Annotated in this window: 16 protein-coding genes; 8 read left to right on the top strand and 8 right to left on the bottom strand. The window is 36.3% G+C overall.

Features of this window, described 5'->3' with window-relative positions; all coding sequences use genetic code 11:
* Positions 1–3: 3 nt before the first annotated feature.
* Together AYT27_RS00080 and lptC are read right to left on the bottom strand one after the other, a co-directional pair.
* On the bottom strand, positions 4–612 hold the full coding sequence (locus AYT27_RS00080; protein WP_034447630.1) for an LptA/OstA family protein: 609 nt from the start codon (positions 610–612) through the stop codon (positions 4–6).
* Positions 613–693: 81 nt separating this feature from the next.
* Positions 694–1344: an LPS export ABC transporter periplasmic protein LptC gene (gene lptC / locus AYT27_RS00075; protein WP_011179985.1), complete on the bottom strand. Its 651-nt coding sequence runs from the start codon at positions 1342–1344 to the stop codon at positions 694–696.
* A 191-nt stretch (positions 1345–1535) separates the two neighbouring features.
* Here lptC and ihfB point away from each other — a divergent pair, with 191 nt between their 5' ends.
* From ihfB to AYT27_RS00035, 8 genes are all read left to right on the top strand, one after another.
* Positions 1536–1814, top strand: coding sequence for an integration host factor subunit beta (ihfB, locus tag AYT27_RS00070; protein WP_011179984.1), 279 nt, complete (start codon positions 1536–1538; stop codon positions 1812–1814).
* Positions 1815–1822: 8 nt separating this feature from the next.
* On the top strand, positions 1823–2119 hold the full coding sequence (locus tag AYT27_RS00065; protein WP_011179983.1) for a LapA family protein: 297 nt from the start codon (positions 1823–1825) through the stop codon (positions 2117–2119).
* A 167-nt stretch (positions 2120–2286) separates the two neighbouring features.
* On the top strand, positions 2287–3219 hold the full coding sequence (locus AYT27_RS00060; protein ID WP_011179982.1) for a class I SAM-dependent methyltransferase: 933 nt from the start codon (positions 2287–2289) through the stop codon (positions 3217–3219).
* 2 nt (positions 3220–3221) lie between these two features.
* Complete coding sequence (locus AYT27_RS00055) at positions 3222–4070, top strand: TrmH family RNA methyltransferase (protein WP_034447634.1); 849 nt, start codon at positions 3222–3224, stop codon at positions 4068–4070.
* Positions 4067–4558, top strand: a complete 492-nt coding sequence (gene lspA / locus AYT27_RS00050) for a signal peptidase II (RefSeq protein ID WP_011179980.1) — start codon at positions 4067–4069, stop codon at positions 4556–4558. The genes AYT27_RS00055 and lspA overlap by 4 nt, the downstream gene beginning before the upstream one ends.
* A 534-nt stretch (positions 4559–5092) precedes the next feature.
* Positions 5093–6934 (top strand): MFS transporter, encoded by a 1842-nt coding sequence (locus tag AYT27_RS00045; protein WP_011179979.1) that lies wholly within the window; start codon positions 5093–5095, stop codon positions 6932–6934.
* A gap of 614 nt (positions 6935–7548) precedes the next feature.
* Entirely contained in the window at positions 7549–8322 is a 774-nt protein-coding gene (locus AYT27_RS00040) for a Bax inhibitor-1/YccA family protein (RefSeq protein WP_011179978.1), read from the top strand.
* Between the two features lie 112 nt (positions 8323–8434).
* Entirely contained in the window at positions 8435–9295 is an 861-nt protein-coding gene (locus AYT27_RS00035; protein ID WP_034447638.1) for an endonuclease/exonuclease/phosphatase family protein, read from the top strand.
* A 15-nt stretch (positions 9296–9310) separates the two neighbouring features.
* Here the strand turns inward: AYT27_RS00035 and polA are convergent, their stop codons facing one another.
* The 6 genes from polA to AYT27_RS00005 all read right to left on the bottom strand — a co-directional run bounded on the left by polA (position 9311) and on the right by AYT27_RS00005 (position 16148).
* Positions 9311–12217 (bottom strand): DNA polymerase I, encoded by a 2907-nt coding sequence (gene polA / locus AYT27_RS00030; protein WP_011179976.1) that lies wholly within the window; start codon positions 12215–12217, stop codon positions 9311–9313.
* Positions 12218–12545: 328 nt separating this feature from the next.
* Positions 12546–13253 carry a DNA polymerase III subunit epsilon gene (gene dnaQ, locus AYT27_RS00025; RefSeq protein ID WP_011179975.1) on the bottom strand — a complete coding sequence of 236 codons (708 nt, stop codon included), beginning with the start codon at positions 13251–13253 and terminating at the stop codon, positions 12546–12548.
* A 4-nt stretch (positions 13254–13257) separates the two neighbouring features.
* Positions 13258–13845, bottom strand: a complete 588-nt coding sequence (gene coaE / locus AYT27_RS00020) for a dephospho-CoA kinase (RefSeq protein ID WP_011179974.1) — start codon at positions 13843–13845, stop codon at positions 13258–13260.
* A complete protein-coding gene (locus tag AYT27_RS00015) occupies positions 13842–14723 on the bottom strand; it encodes a shikimate dehydrogenase (protein WP_011179973.1) in 882 nt (293 codons plus the stop codon). The genes coaE and AYT27_RS00015 overlap by 4 nt, the downstream gene beginning before the upstream one ends.
* Positions 14716–15312 carry a Maf family nucleotide pyrophosphatase gene (locus AYT27_RS00010; RefSeq protein WP_011179972.1) on the bottom strand — a complete coding sequence of 199 codons (597 nt, stop codon included), beginning with the start codon at positions 15310–15312 and terminating at the stop codon, positions 14716–14718. Before AYT27_RS00010 ends, AYT27_RS00015 begins: the two co-directional genes overlap by 8 nt.
* A gap of 11 nt (positions 15313–15323) precedes the next feature.
* Positions 15324–16148 (bottom strand): pyruvate, water dikinase regulatory protein, encoded by an 825-nt coding sequence (locus AYT27_RS00005; protein WP_011179971.1) that lies wholly within the window; start codon positions 16146–16148, stop codon positions 15324–15326.

Below are 16148 nucleotides of genomic sequence, written 5' to 3'. Positions count from 1 at the left end.
ATCTTAATGGCTATTCTTTTGACTTTGTTTAAAAATGATAGAAACGCGACCCTTTTTTTCAGACGTCTTACAACCTTCTAAAAAAGCCTTTCCACTTTTCATATCTGCTGTTAGTTTGCATCCAGTTGCCACATTATCACCATTGGTTAATACGACATTCTTTCCTGTCAAGCTCATCATTTTTGACTTTCCATCATAAACGCCTTTATCACCCGTAGCAATTTGCGTAGCAATTTTTATATAAACCTTTCCTAAAGCTTCCATTTTCTTAATACCCGTCGAACCGAACCAAGTCGACAATGCTGTTTTTGTATTTCCTTGATTCTTATCAGCTTCTTTACGCGTCTTATCGTAGTAAACAACTAATTTTGCTGTCCGCAGAAGATGCTCTCCTTGAATCACTGAAACATCACCATTAAAAAGCGCTATCCCTTCTTTATCACGTATTTCTAAAGAATTGGCATAAAGTTCCACCGGTTCTTTGTCATCTGATAAATGAATTCCAAAATGGGCCACTTCAGCATATCCAGAAACGGCTCCAAGTCCTAACATTCCTAAGCTCAAAGCCAGAGTGATACCCATCCATTTTTTGTATGATCTCCTCGGCTTCATCTTATTACTCTCAATTTTTTCTCACACAGATACATATTTTTCTTTTATCAAAGAAAACTAAAGATTCGTATTGATATGATCTTATTGCTTGTCAAACACTAAATGGACTCCACCATGAAAATACATTTCTTGCCCTTTTTCTCGGATTTGCAAAGCATTTGCTGCAAGATGCAAACCTGCACGCCGAATATTCACGCGTTTATCTGTGTTTAATTGCCCCTCAGATAAATTAATATCTGCTGCCATAAACTGGGCAATCATTCCGTCATTTGTTGTAATCCTAAATGGCTTATCTAATTGCAAACAACCATTCATATTATCGTAATTTCCTCCCTGCGCATCAAGAAAAACACGTCTTTGTTTGCCTAAAAACGCCTCAGCTGTAATGTTTTGTAGCCCAATCACTCCAGAACGTGTATGATCTTGAAAGGCCTTCTCCGCTTTGAGCCAATAAGGTTCATGAGAACGTGTGTAACCTTCTAATTTTGGATTGAGCATCGTCAACTTCATCATCTCACTCTCTTCATCCTTCGAAATTACAGGATCAAAAGCAACAGGAACAAAGAAAAATGTAAACCAACAAAAAACCAGCGCTGTAGTCAATGCACAGAGAGGTAACAAAAATTTTAAGATGCTAATACTACGCGAATGACGGGATGCTTTTTTAAAAGCATCCCCAAAAGACAACTCCTCACTTGTTGAAAAAATTTTAGAATGATCCTGTAAGGACATATTATCCTAATCTCTTAAATATTCGGTGTTTTTCGATTTGTATAACTCTTATAAGATGTATTTTCAAATTTTGTTTCTTGCAATTCGTTTTTTCTTGGTTTTATTTTGCTTTCACCCATTTATATATGTAATGTATATGTGTGAATTATAATATTGTAAAAAAATCTTTTTTGTATGGAAGAGAGGTTATTTTGGTTAAATCAGAGCTTGTGCAAATTATTGCCCGTCATAACCCACATCTTTTTCAACGAGATGTGGAAAATATTGTGAACGCTATTTTTGAAGAAATTTCAACAGCACTCGTCAATGGCAATCGCGTTGAACTTCGCGGTTTTGGAGCTTTTTCTGTCAAAAGCCGCTCAGCCCGCAATGGTCGTAATCCACGTACAGGTGAAGCCGTTATGGTTGAAGAAAAATGGATTCCTTTCTTCAAAACAGGGAAAGATTTGCGTGATCGGCTTAATCAATGAGTAAATTTATGACAACCAAACGTATCATTTTAGCAATTGTTTTGGTAACTATAACAGTTCTCTTAATTGCTTTCATCATTGCTAACCGTCAAATAGTCACATTGACTCTTGACCCTTTTCGAATAAACTCTGAGAATTTTACTTATCAAGCTCCTCTCTTTATATGGCTCTTTATTTTTTTCGGTGTTGGTATTTTACTAAGTAGCATAATTCATTGGTTTACATGCCGTAAATACAAAAAAGCTCTTAAAGAAAGTAAAGCAGAGCTTGAGAAATTAAAAATATCGATCGCTGATATGGTATAAAGGGAATTTGCTGAAATCTTTCCCGTGTTGTGTTTAGTACATCCTCAAAAGTAAGTTTTCTCTCTTTTCTTATAAATGTTTAATCGACTTTAGATCTTTGTATTATTATAGAAGTTTAAGAGCCTTTTAACATAATTTTTTTCAAGAGCTGTATCGTGAAACCGAATATGCTTGCGCAGTGCTTTCAACCAAATTCTAGCGGTATATATCCGCAAGAAAAGTTGCCTCTTATTTTAGAAACAGGTGTGAGTCCAGATTATGCTCTCATCGATTCTGGTAATGGGAAAAAATTGGAACGTTATGGGGCTTACCGTATTATTCGACCAGAAGGTCAAGCATTATGGAAACCAGCTTTATCAGAAAAACATTGGGCTAATGTTGATGCCATTTTTACAGGAAACCGGGATGAAGAAGGAGTTGGTCGTTGGTATTTTCCCAAAAAACCACTTGATGAAACATGGCCACTTTCTTGGAATGGGCTGTCCTTTCTAGGGCGTTTTACTTCTTTTCGTCACGTGGGTGTTTTTCCTGAACAAGATGCTCATTGGCGCTTTATGGAAAAACAAATTGTTAATGCTACACGTCCTATTAAATTGCTCAATCTTTTTGGCTATACAGGTATTGCCTCTTTGATTAGTGCACGTGCGGGTGCAAATGTAACGCATGTTGACGCTTCTAAAAAAGCCATTGCTTGGGCAAAAGCTAATCAAGAAAAAGCAGGATTATCAGATCGCTCTATTCGCTGGATCTGCGATGATGCCGTAAAATTTGTTGAACGCGAACTACGTCGTCAAAAAACTTATGATATGATTCTTCTTGATCCTCCTGCATATGGACGTGGACCTCATGGCGAAATCTGGCAACTGTTTGATCACTTACCCGCAATGATCACAAACTGTCGTAAGCTTTTATCCGATGAACCTCTTGCCGTCGTACTCACAGCCTATTCTATCCGTGCTTCTTTCTATGCACTTCACACTCTCATGCGTGATGAATTTATAAATCTTGGTGGTACAGTCGAATCAGGAGAACTGATCTTGCGTGAAAAAACCACCGGACGCGCTCTTTCTACTTCTCTTTTTAGCCGCTGGATTGCTTGAACATGTGTATGCCTAAAACCGGTAAGGTTAAAGAAATTACCTCTCTTAGCAATCCTATCATTAAAGACCTTAAGGCACTTAGCCAGAAAAAAAACCGTAATCGAGAAGGCCTTTTCATGGCAGAAGGGCTTAAATTAGTGATTGATGCTCTCAACCTTGGCTGGAAAATACAAACACTCATTTTTTCTAAAAGCAAAATCAGTAACACTGCTATTGAAAACACCGCTGCACATACTGTAGCCAATGGTGGTCTTGTCATTAAAGCCTCACAAAAGGTCATGGAATCTATCGCACGACGAGATAATCCACAAACAGTTATTGGTATTTTTAAACAACAGTGGCAATCACTTGAAATGATAACAGGACAGGCAGAAGATGTTTATGTCGCACTTGATCGAGTACGTGATCCAGGAAATCTTGGTACCATCATCCGTACTGCTGATGCTGTAGGAGCTAAAGGTGTTATTTTGATCGGCGAAACAACAGATCCTTTTTCACCTGAAACAGTCCGTGCAACAATGGGATCAATTTTCTCCGTACCACTTTATCGTTTTGATGAAAGCGCCTTTTTAAACTGGTCTACACACTTTAAAGGCATGATCGTTGGCACTCATTTAAAGGGATCTATTGATTATCGTACAATTGATTTCAAAAATGGTCCTGTTATCCTTTTAATGGGAAATGAAAAACAAGGTTTACCAGATATTCTTGCAAATTGTTGTGATAAACTAGCACGCATTCCACAAAGTGGACGTGCTGATTCTCTTAATCTCGCAGTAGCAACAGCTATCATGCTTTATGAAATTCGCCGTTCTTATTTAACATTGGAACCACGTAAGGCTGCACTATGACACGCAAATCATTTCCTTTTTTTCTTCTTGGTTTAATTCTTACAGTAGGGATTGATCAAGCAGTTAAATACTGGGTTATGCACAATATACCCCTCGGAACAGAGACCCCGCTTTTACCTTTTCTTTCTCTCTACCATGTACGCAATTCTGGTATCGCATTTTCTTTTTTTTCTTCTTTTTCTCATTGGGGACTTATTTTCCTCACACTCATCATTCTTATTTTCCTTTTATGGTTATGGAAAAATACCCAATACAATAAATCTCTAACACGTTTCGGTTTTACCCTTATTATTGGTGGTGCAATCGGTAATCTTATTGACCGAATCTGTTTCTATTATGTTATTGATTATATACTCTTTTATATTAATGATGTCTTTTATTTTGCCGTTTTCAATCTTGCAGATACTTTTATCACACTTGGTGTTATTGCAATCATTATTGAAGAATTGCTTAGCTGGATTAAAAGAAAGAGTACTTTTTCTGAATAAGAATATATTTCCTTCCGAAAGCGCTTCTTTTCTATAATAGAATCAAAAGAGAGCGATATATTATCAGTTTTTATTCATAAATTTCGATTTAGAAGAATTTTTAACCCTTTTGCCTCTAAAAGCTAATATCTTTATGTTTCTCCCTTTCAATTTCTCCATGAAGTTATAGAGATTCAATATCAAGACTTATTTTGATGCGTCATTCTTTCATCATTTTAGTAATTCACTACTATCAACCGCTCTCTCGCCAAATGTACTTAAAAATTATCATGTCCCCGCTATTTTATGTTCTGATATTTACCCTAAAAGACGTCACACATTTTAAAATTGAACTGTGGATAGTATACACAAAGCTGCCATCAATTCTAACAGTATTTTTTTGCTTTTTCCATCTGTTTATATTCCTTCATTCAGACAGGAAAGACAGTCCTTTATTGACTTGAAATAAAAAAAACATATTCTTTTTTTCTCTTTTTCTTGGAAATATGCTGTTTCTTTTACAGAGTATATAACTAAACGATAAGGAGAAGAAAGATGAATGAAAAAAATTCTGCTCCTCCGAAAAAGTTTCTAAGTGCAGATGATCGTTCTTTTTTATTAAGTTCGCGCGCTTTTGCACCTCTGTTTTGGTGCCAATTTTTTTCTGCTTTTAATGACAACTTTGTTAAAAATACTTTAGTTTTTCTCATTATCACATGTAGTGCTTTAGAATATCAACCAAGCCTTATTAGCTTAACAAATGGTGTTTTTTCACTTCCTTATCTTTTATTTTCTGCAACAGGAGGCCAATTAGCTGACTGTTTTAGTAAAGCAAAAATTGCTCGCTTGATTAAATTTTTTACTCTCTTTATTGCTTTAGCAACCGCGGGCTCTCTCTTTTTATCTTCCATTACTTTGCTTATGTTCTGTTTATTTCTTTTTAGTTCTGCTTCAGCGCTTTTTGGACCCATTAAGTATGCGACATTACCAGACCATATGGCAAAATCTCACTTACCACGTGCCAATGCATGGATAGAAACAGCAACCTTTATTGCTATTTTATTGGGAACATTATGGGCTGGACTCAGTTTCGATTTTCAAAATGAACTTCAAATTATTCCAGCACTCGTTATAATTATCTCAGCTATACTTTCGTGGGCCACAAGTTGTTTTATGCCAGAAAACATTCCTGCACAATCGGACCTTATTGTTGACTGTAACATCATACGTGCCACCAAATCTATTCTCAAATGCTGTATCCAAGAAAAACGCTTACTGATTGTAAGCCTTATAGTTTCTTGGTTTTGGTTTATAGCTGCCACACTCTTATCTATCATTCCAATACTCATGGCTTTTTTTAATTACCTTCCCAATGGAACTATCATGTTTTTAATATTGTTTTCCATTTTCGGTGCTCTTGGATCTGCAATAGCGGCTTGGCTTTCAGCGGAACGAATTAACTTATTACTAGCGGCTATAGGAACTTTTGTCTTTGGCCTTGTTTGCATAGACTTAAGTATTATTTTTAATGGTCTTGATCCTGAATTAAAAGCTGAAAAGTTTATTGATTTCTTTTCTCACTCAAAATTATTGCGTATGATATTTGATTTCGCCTTGGCAGCAACTTCAAGTACTTTTCTTGTTGTTCCTGGATTTTCTGCACTGCAAGCCTGGGCTAAACCTCATAAACGCGCACGTGTTATTGCTGCCAATAACATTCTCAACTCTGCTATTATGGTTATGGGAGCAGGTATTATCACTTTTATCCAATATCTTGGTACTTCAGTTGATAAAATAGTTCTTATTCTTGGTATTAGCTCTTTAATAACTGCAATCGTTCTACTAAAATATTTGCCTACCAATCCTCTCCACGATTTTATTTTTATTTTTTTTCGCATATTTTTTCGTTTAGAAATCAAAGGAATAGAAAATTTTTCCAAAGTTGAAAAATCCTCCATTTTAGCTTTTAACCATGTATCCTTTCTCAGTACTTTTCTGGCTCTAACTATTTGCGAAATAATAAACTTGCGCAATCCAATTATTGTCATTGACGTTCATACTGCAAAACTTTGGTGGATGCGTCCCTTTATTAAATACATAAATGTTTTTCCTATTGATCTCACAAAATCGTTCAAAAATCGCCATTTTATAAACACCATAATACAAAAGAAACCTCTTATTGTTTTTCTAGAAAAAAATATCTCTGTTACAAAAGACTTTATAAAAGTTTATGAAAAGAGTGCTGCGATTATTGATAAAGCAAAAGTGGTTCCTATTAAAATTTATGGTTTTGAAAACTCTTTTTTTTCAAGTTTTTCTAACATTCACACACGCCGTAAACTTTTTCCTAAAATAACAGCTGTCATCCATGAACCTGTTGATTTTAATATGATATAAATCTAAAAAGTTCTATCCATCACTAACTTACTGGAAAAGAGTTGTCTCCGTATCATGTTTCATATCATCTTTTGAATTTTAGTGTTAAAGTGATACACTCAACCAAAAATTCGTTAAAGTTTCTAGCAATCATAGGATGTGTACAAAAAATTATTGAAGATTTTCTTATAGATCCTATAAGTTATAGATTTATATTCTTAACTCTTTAGAAGTTCATTTTGGCTCTAAAAGACTCTGTACTTATCCTAAAAATTATGAGAGCTTAGCTAACTATCAACAAAGTTATGCAAAAATAATCTGATATTTGCACCTTAAACGAATATCACTGAAATAACCTCTCCAGCTTTTTTAAAATTTACTACTAAAAAGATTTAATGCCCTTGATCACAATCCCCTCTTCTTCATTTTCATTACCAATTTGTAAGTTTTCCTTTTAACAAAAGTCTCTTGTAATTTTGAAATAAATCTCCATAATAAAGGGAGGTAAGCTGGAATTCCGCCAGCAGCACCTGGGGTCGTTTCTGCTTGTTAAATAAAAGCTTATAGAAACTAAAAGGTAGAGATCCTTTCTAACCCCAATATCTGACGGAACATATGCTAAAGGACTTTATATTATGGCTGATTTCAAAAATTCACGTCCGGCGTCACTCTTTCATGCCGATGCATCAATTGATCAAGGATTGCGCAGCTATATGCTGGGTGTCTATAATACAATGGCCATTGGTTTGCTTATTACAGCTGCGGCCGCTTATGCAGTTGCATCATTAGCAACGACAACGGAAATGAGCCAGGCAGCCGCTCAAATCAGTAGCAGTGTTTATTTAACTTCATTTGGAGTAACATTTTATACATCGCCATTCTCTTACATTATTATGTTTGCACCACTTGTGGCGGTATTATTTCTTAGTTTCAAAATCAATACTTTGAGTACAAGTACAGCCCGTAGCCTCTTTTTTGGTTATGCTGCCCTCGTTGGGCTTTCATTGTCCTCGATCATTCTGCGTTATACAACAGAAAGTATCGTACAAACCTTTGTTATTAGTGCTGCAACTTTTGGTGCTCTTTCACTTTATGGTTACACAACAAAGCGTGATCTCACAGCGATGGGTTCATTCTTTTTTATCGGTTTGGTTGGCTTGATGCTTTCTATGATTGTGAATATCTTTCTCGGATCAAGTGCTTTGCAATTCGCTATCTCTGTGATTGGCGTCTTTATCTTTGCTGGTCTCACAGCTTATGATACGCAAAACATTAAATTGATGTATTATGAAGGAGATGCAAATGACACCCAAGGACGTAAGATTATTATGGGTGCGTTAAATCTTTACCTTGATTTCATTAATATGTTTGTCTTCTTGCTGCAATTTCTTGGTTCGAACCGTGATTGATTGTAGCTATCATTTCTCAATTAAAAAACCTTGTTTCTTAAAGGAAACAAGGTTTTTTAGTTTTTGATGCAAGCCTATACCCTTCACTACCTTGGCATACACACTTCACAAAATGACAAAAAAGCTTCATAAGCAAAAATTTTTCCAATTTGCAGCATTTATCCAAAAAAAGTTCGATAGTCCCCTTTTTAAGGCCATCCGTAAACGGTCTTGTCATTGGTCAGATATATCCAATCATAATGATAATTATGATCTTACCGTCGCTTCCTATAATGTCCATAAGTGCATAGGTGTTGATAAAGTTTTTAATCCTACTCGAATTGTACAGGTTATTACTGAACTGCAAGTTGACATTCTTGCCCTTCAAGAAGCAGATAAACGTTTTGGTGAACGGATTGGTTTGATTGACCTTCAACTGTTAAAAGCCGAAACAGGTCTGATTCCGGTGCCTTTGAACACTATGTCACCTCATGGTCATGGTTGGCATGGTAATGCTCTTTTTTTACGAAAAGGACATGTATGCGATACTTTACAAATCACGCTGCCCGGTATTGAACCGCGTGGTGCGGTGATTGCAGATCTTGAAATGGAAGTAGGTCCTATTCGTGTTATTGCCGCTCACTTTGGATTATTACGCCATTCTCGCAATCAGCAAACAAAAATGCTCCTCTCACTGCTGCAAAAACGCCCTCTTATGCCTACACTGCTTATTGGGGATTTTAATGAATGGCGGATTGGAAAAGGTTCATCTTTAAACCATTTTGCACCCTATTTTGATAGCACAGTTGGAACCGTACCAAGCTTTCCTTCTCGTTTCCCCCTTCTGGCTCTTGATAGAATTCTTGCTTTCCCTCATCAACTAGTGATACGTATTGAAAATCATCATTCACCGCTTGCACGCATTGCCTCAGATCATTTGCCTATCAAAGCTTATCTTGATCTTTCTCATGCAATGGCTACTCTTAAAAAATAAAATAAATGAAAAAGGCTAATGTGCTTCATCCCAATTTTGAGCGACCATTACTTTTACTTCAAGTGGCACAGACAAAGATAAAACCGGCATTGTAGCGTTTTCCATAACTTTTTTAACAACAGCCATGGTTTTTTTACTCTCCTCTTCTGGTACCTCAAAAACCAATTCATCATGCACTTGTAATAACATTTTAGCTGACAGTTTTTCTTTTTCCAAAGCATCTTCCATTTGAATCATAGCACGGCGAATAATATCCGCAGCTGATCCTTGAATTGGTGCATTGATAGCAGCTCGTTCATTAAAGGAACGAACTTGTGGACTAGCTGCTTTTATTTCCGGATAATGAATACGACGTCCAAAAATTGTTTCTACATAACCATTTTGGCGTGCAAAGGTTTTTGTCGTTTCTATATAATCCTTAATTCCCGGAAATCTCTCAAAATAAAGCTGAATATAACGCCCCGCTTCTTGCCGTGAAAGACCTAATTGATTGGCTAATCCAAAAGCTGAAATACCATAAATAATGCCAAAATTAATCGCCTTCGCGCGTCGTCTTATATCTGACGGCATCCCTTCTATTGCTACTCCAAATATTTGCGATGCAGTAATAGCGTGAATATCCTGCCCCCTAGAAAAAGCTTCTTTGAGTGCTGTAATGTTAGCAATATGCGCAAGAATGCGTAATTCAATTTGGCTATAATCAGCCGATAGCAGTACATGCCGTTTTGGAGCAACAAAAGCTGTTCGTATTTTACGTCCTTCAGCGGTTCGCACTGGAATGTTTTGCAAGTTTGGTTCTGATGACGATAACCGTCCCGTTGATGTTATTGCTAAAGAATAATTCGTATGAACACGCCCCGTCTTTGGTAAAATATAAGATGGCAAAGCATCTGTATAGGTAGATTTTAGTTTTGCAAGTTGACGCCAATCAATAATTTTACGCGGTAAAATATGGCCTTCAGCAGCCAATTCCTCCAAGGTTTGTGCAGAGGTTGACCATTGTCCACCCTTCGTTTTAGCACCTCCAGGTAATCCCATTTTTCCAAAAAGGATATCACCTAATTGTTTTGGCGAAGCAAGATTAAATTTCTCACCAGACAGCTGATAAATTTCTTCTTCTAGAATAAAAGCAGCCTGCGCCAATTCTCCTGAAAGACGCAATAAAATCTGTCTATCAACAAGAATCCCGCGTTCTTCCATTCTTGCAAGGACCTCTATCAGTGGTCGATCAAGGCGCTCATAAATTCTTGTCATTCCCTGCGCTACAAGTTGTGGTTTTAAAACTTGCCATAAACGAAGCGTTATATCAGCATCCTCCGCAGCATAAAGGGTTGCTTGTTTCAAATCCACCTCTGCAAAAGACGTGATCTTTTTTCCGTTATGTGTTAGATCCTTGTAGGCAATCGGTTTATGACCAAGCCAACGTTCAGACAAAGCATTCATATTATGTGTTAAAGTTCCAGCTTCTAAAGCATACGATAAAAGCATTGTGTCATCAAAACAATGTATCACTATGCCGTATTGTTTCATCACTAACCAATCATACTTTATATTCTGACCAATTTTTAAAACCGCTTGATCTTCTAATATCGGCTTTAAAAGCGTCAAAGCCTTCTGTGTTTCAATTTGTGAAACAATGCGCCCGCCCTTCAAAAGATCATTTTCCCCTTCAACATGTTCAAGGGGTACATAGGCTGCTTTTTCCGGTTGTAATGCCAACGAAAAACCAACAAGTTTTGCTTGTATGGGATCAAGAGAGGTTGTTTCGGTATCAAAAGCGAAAAAGCCTTGCTCTTGTGCTTGTGATAACCACTCTTTCAAAGTTTTTTCATCAAAAATGGTTGTATAGGTATCTCTTGTAATTTTCTGGCTTAAAGCTTGATCTTGACGTTTTTGTGCTAACCGTTGTGGGGAGTTTTCAGAAAAATCATGAAGAGATTCTCTCTCAGCTCTTTTAAAATTAGAATCACGTTCATATCCAGATTTTTCCCATTCAACATCTATATCAAGTACATCAATAACTGCTGCATCACATGCTGTTGCCTCTGCTACACGACGCGTTAATGTGGCAAATTCCATAGCTTTAAGAAAAGCGATTAAGCGCGGTCCATCTTGGGGTTCTAAAATAAAATCATCTAAATCATTCTCTATAGGTACATCTGTTTTAAGTTGAACCAATTCACGAGAAATTTTTGCCTGTTCACTATAAGCTTGAATATTTTCACGTCGTTTTGTTTGTTTAACCTCTGTCACATGCTGTAATAAAAGATCAAGAGAGCCAAATTGATTGAGCAATTGCGCTGCAATTTTGGGACCAATACCTGGAATACCTGGTACATTATCTGTTGGATCTCCAGTTAAAGCTTGTAAGTCAACCATTTTTTCAGGTGCAACACCCCATTTTTCTATAACTTCAGAAATACCGATATGTCTGTCTTTCATCCCATCATATAAAGACACATGTGTATTTACCAATTGCATCAAATCTTTATCAGAAGAAATAATCGTTGTTTTTGCTCCAACCTTTGTTGCCAATTGTGCATAGGTAGCAATTAAATCATCCGCTTCAAATCCTTCCTTTTCGATACATGGCAAATTAAAAGCCTTTGTTGCCTGACGTATGAGAGAAAATTGAGGAATAAGATCTTCAGGAGGCATCACGCGATTGGCTTTATATTGTGGATAAATTTGCTTGCGAAAAGTATCCGATGAATAGTCAAAAACAACAGCAAAATGGGTTGGAACAATGCCAGTAGCTGTATTACGGGCGTCACAGAGAAGTTTCCATAGCATGTTACAATAACCAGCTACAGCTCCTACAGGGAGTCCATCCTTTTTGCGCTTTAAAGGCGGTAAAGCATAGTAAGCACGAAAAACATAACCTGATCCATCAACCAAAAAAAGATGATCTGTTGCTTTCATGACAGTTTCATTTCTCCATTTCAGCTAAAAAACAATTTACTCTTATATATTTTTATATTTTTTTTCATTCTTATTTTTAAATTTATCAAAACGCCTCTAAAAAGCCATTTTTTCTTTTCATAAAGCATGAAGTCGTTACACTTTATAGTTAGTACCTAGAGCTTTTCTTTGCTGTTACAGGATATAATAGCTTTCATTTTGCTCCTCCTATGATAGCTAAGGTACTATGTAACGACGGGGTCGTTGTGGTGTTCCCCTCCCCACAACGACCATATTTTTTTAGGTATCTTGTTATTTTTCGTTTTTTAACGAACTTTTTAGAAAAAAATTATTGAGGAATTTTAAAAGAATTCCACAAAGCCTTTTCACCCATTTTTTTAACAAAATCAGCATGCATAGTTTTTTCTTGTACACTTAGCCGTGGAGAAAGGTTTTGTGGACGGATTTTAACTGCTGAGAAAGCATTCTTGTCATTCTCGCTCTCTTCATGAACACTTCCATTGTTTCCAAAAACCAATACGCCCTGCTTTCCACCAATGAGCTCGATATAAATATCGGCAAGAATTTCCGCGTCAAGCAAAGCACCATGAAAAACACGATGACTATTATCAATGCCAAAACGTTTGCACAAAACATCAAGAGAATTAGGCGCCATAGGAAATTTGCGCCGTGCCATAGCCAATGTATCAAGAATATTGTCAACACTGATAAGTGGTTTATTTGCTCGTGCTAATTCTGCATTAAGAAAACCAATATCAAAACTTGCATTATGGGCAATCATTGTTGCACCATTGATAAACTCTAAAAATTCATCGGCAATATCACTAAAGCTTTTTTCATTCTTTAAACGTTCATTGGTCAATCCATGAACTGCTACAACTTCATCAGGAATAATAACGCCTTGTGGATTCAAATAAACGTGGAATCGGCGTCCTGTAAGATAACGATCAACCATTTCTACACAGCCGATTTCTATTATACGGTCTTTTTCTTTATCTAAACCTGTTGTTTCTGTATCAAAAATAATTTCACGCATTATTTTAATTCTTTAGCAAACTTTTTATCACAAAAAGAACTTGTTCACGGGTGTTTTCTAAATCTTTTCCTGTATCAATAATAAAGTCAGCACGTGCTCGTTTTTTTTCATCAGACATTTGCCTCCCATTGATAAAAGCAAATTTTTTTTCACTCATATTTTGGCGAATCATCGCACGCTCTTTTTGTATTGCCAATGGAGCAGAAACAACAACCACACTATCTACACGTTTTTCACCTTTCGTTTCAAGAAGAAGTGGAATATCAAGAACAACTAATTTTTCTCCCTGTTGACGCGCTGTATCAATGAATTTTTTTTCTTTTTCTTGAACCAAAGGATGTATTATTTTTTCTAAAGTTTGTAATTTTTCATTATCGTTGATCAAAATTTCAGAAAGTTTTTGGCGATTTACTTTACCATTTTCAAAAACGCCAGGGAATTTATATTCTATGAGAGATAAAGTTGGTTCACTCTTATAAAGTTTGTAAACTGCCTCATCAGCACTAAAAACGGAAATACCCGCTTGTCTGAAAAAATCAGCAACTGTTGATTTTCCCATAGCAATTGATCCGGTTAGCCCTATGATTTTCATCCTCTCTTTTCACCCATATCCTGTAAAATTGTCGCCCGTAATGCCTTTGTCACCCGTGGTCTTATTCCAAACCATCGTTCAAACCCTAAAACAGCCTGATGTAAAAGCATTCCTAGTCCATCAACTGTTCTTAGACCGTGTGCTTTTGCTCGTTGTAAGAAAGGGGTTACCAAAGGCGTATAAACAATATCTGTTACTAACGCTGTTGTCTTCGTTTTATGAAAATCACAAAAAAAAGAAGTACTTTCTTTCTCATTTGAGTTTATCATGCCTACAGAAGTCGTATTGACAATTAAATCAGCCTGATAAAGTATTTCATGCGCCTTATACCAATCACAAACTTCAACCGGTTTTCCAAAATGCTCAGCTAAACTCTCTGCCCGTTGTTTTGTACGATTAACTAAACAAATACGCTCAAATCCTCGTTTTTTTAAAGCATAGAGAATAGCGCGTGCAGCACCACCGGCACCAAAAACAAGAGCTGTTTCCCCCATCCAATCAGGAGCAGAATCATCAAGGTTAGCACTAAAACCATAAGCATCACTGTTTGTGCCACAAAGTTTATCTCCTTCATACCACAGTGTATTAACAGCACCAATCATCGTTGCTACATCATCTTTATAATTTGCCAAATGAAAGGCTTCCTGTTTATGAGGTAAAGTGACATTGCCTCCACAAAATCCTCTCCTTTTTAGAGATGTTAAAAAATCTCTAAATTCTTCAGATGTTACTTCCTGTGCTAAATATTCACCCTGTAAATCATATTGTTTAAGCCAAAAATTGTGAATTTTTGGCGATTTTGAATGATGAATAGGAGTACCAACAACAAACGCACGTGGAATTTTTTTTTTTTCGCGCTTTATTGTTAAATTAACCATCAATGACCTCAAAGTGACGCAACTTTATTAATAAAGGTAATAAAGGTAACCCAATAATAGTAAAAAAATCTCCTTCAATTTTTTCAAAAAGGTGGATACCTTCTCCTTCAATTTGATACACGCCCACACTGTTTAAAATATCCGTCTCTACACGAGCAAGATAACGCTCAATGAATTCTGATGACAGAGGACGTACTGACATATGAGCACTAAAAGCTTCAACCCAAATTTCTTGGCCATTCTGAAATAAAGCTACTGCACTATGAAGAGAATGAATCTTTCCTGACAAAATGCACAAACGTTGATGTGCTTCTTCTATACTTTTAACTTTATGAAAGACTTGACCTTCTAAATCAAGTATTTGATCACACCCAATAACTAAGGCCTCAGGAAAACGCTCAGAAACATTTTTTGCTTTTGCACTTGCAAGAAAACAACTCAGTTCTTTAGGATTTTTTGTTTTTCCTGTTTTTTCTACTTCTCTTTCATCAAAAGAAGCTCCTTTAACGAAGAAATTTAAACCTGCTTTTTTTAACAATTGTGCACGATAAGAACTAAGAGATGCTAATATTAAAGTCTCTGCTAACATAGATTTTTCTTTCATTTTCCTTCACGAAATCGCGACAAAAGTTCAAATATTTCCGCAGCAGTTTCTTCAATAGAGCGTCTTGTAACATCAATAACAGGCCAGCTAAAACGTTCACAAATACGTTTTGCATAAGTTAACTCTTCAGATATATTGATTCTATCCGTATAACTTTCAAGAGAAAAATCATCACCCAAATTTCGATTTTGACGAATATGTGAAATTCGTTCAACTGATGCAATTAAGCCTATAATCAGAGCATTTTTTGCTCCTAAAAGAGTGTCTGGCAAATTAATGCCTGGAATAAGAGGAACATTGGCAGTTTTAATTCCACGATTTGCTAAATAAATACTAGTTGGTGTTTTAGAAGTTCTTGAAATTCCAACAAGAATTACATCTGCATCCGAGAGGCTATTAGGAGACTGACCATCATCATGTTCTATTGTAAAATCCAACGCCTCAATACGGCGAAAGTAATCTGCATTAAGACCATGTTGTGCACTGACACGTAAATTTGTAGGTATTCCAAGGTAAGATTTAAAAGCATTCAAAACAGGATGGAGTATATCAATACAGGGAATTTCTATTTTTTCACATCTTTTTCTAAGAAGAATTTTAATTTTTTTGTCAATGATTGTGTAAAGAACTATCCCAGGCTCTTGTTGTATCTCATCAAGAGCTCTCTGCAACTGTGTTTTGTTACGAATCATCGGATAGATATGTTCTGTTGCCTGACTCATCGTGTATTGTGATGCTACAGCTCTTCCAACAGATATTAATGTTTCTCCCGTTGCATCAGAAAGCATGTGTAAATGAAAGGATTTTTTTTCTCTCTTCAC

It is taken from the genome of Bartonella henselae str. Houston-1, assembly GCF_000046705.1.
GTDB lineage: Bacteria > Pseudomonadota > Alphaproteobacteria > Rhizobiales > Rhizobiaceae > Bartonella > Bartonella henselae.
The sequence above is the reverse complement of the archived record's forward strand: the minus strand, read 5'-3'. Positions and strand labels throughout refer to the sequence as shown.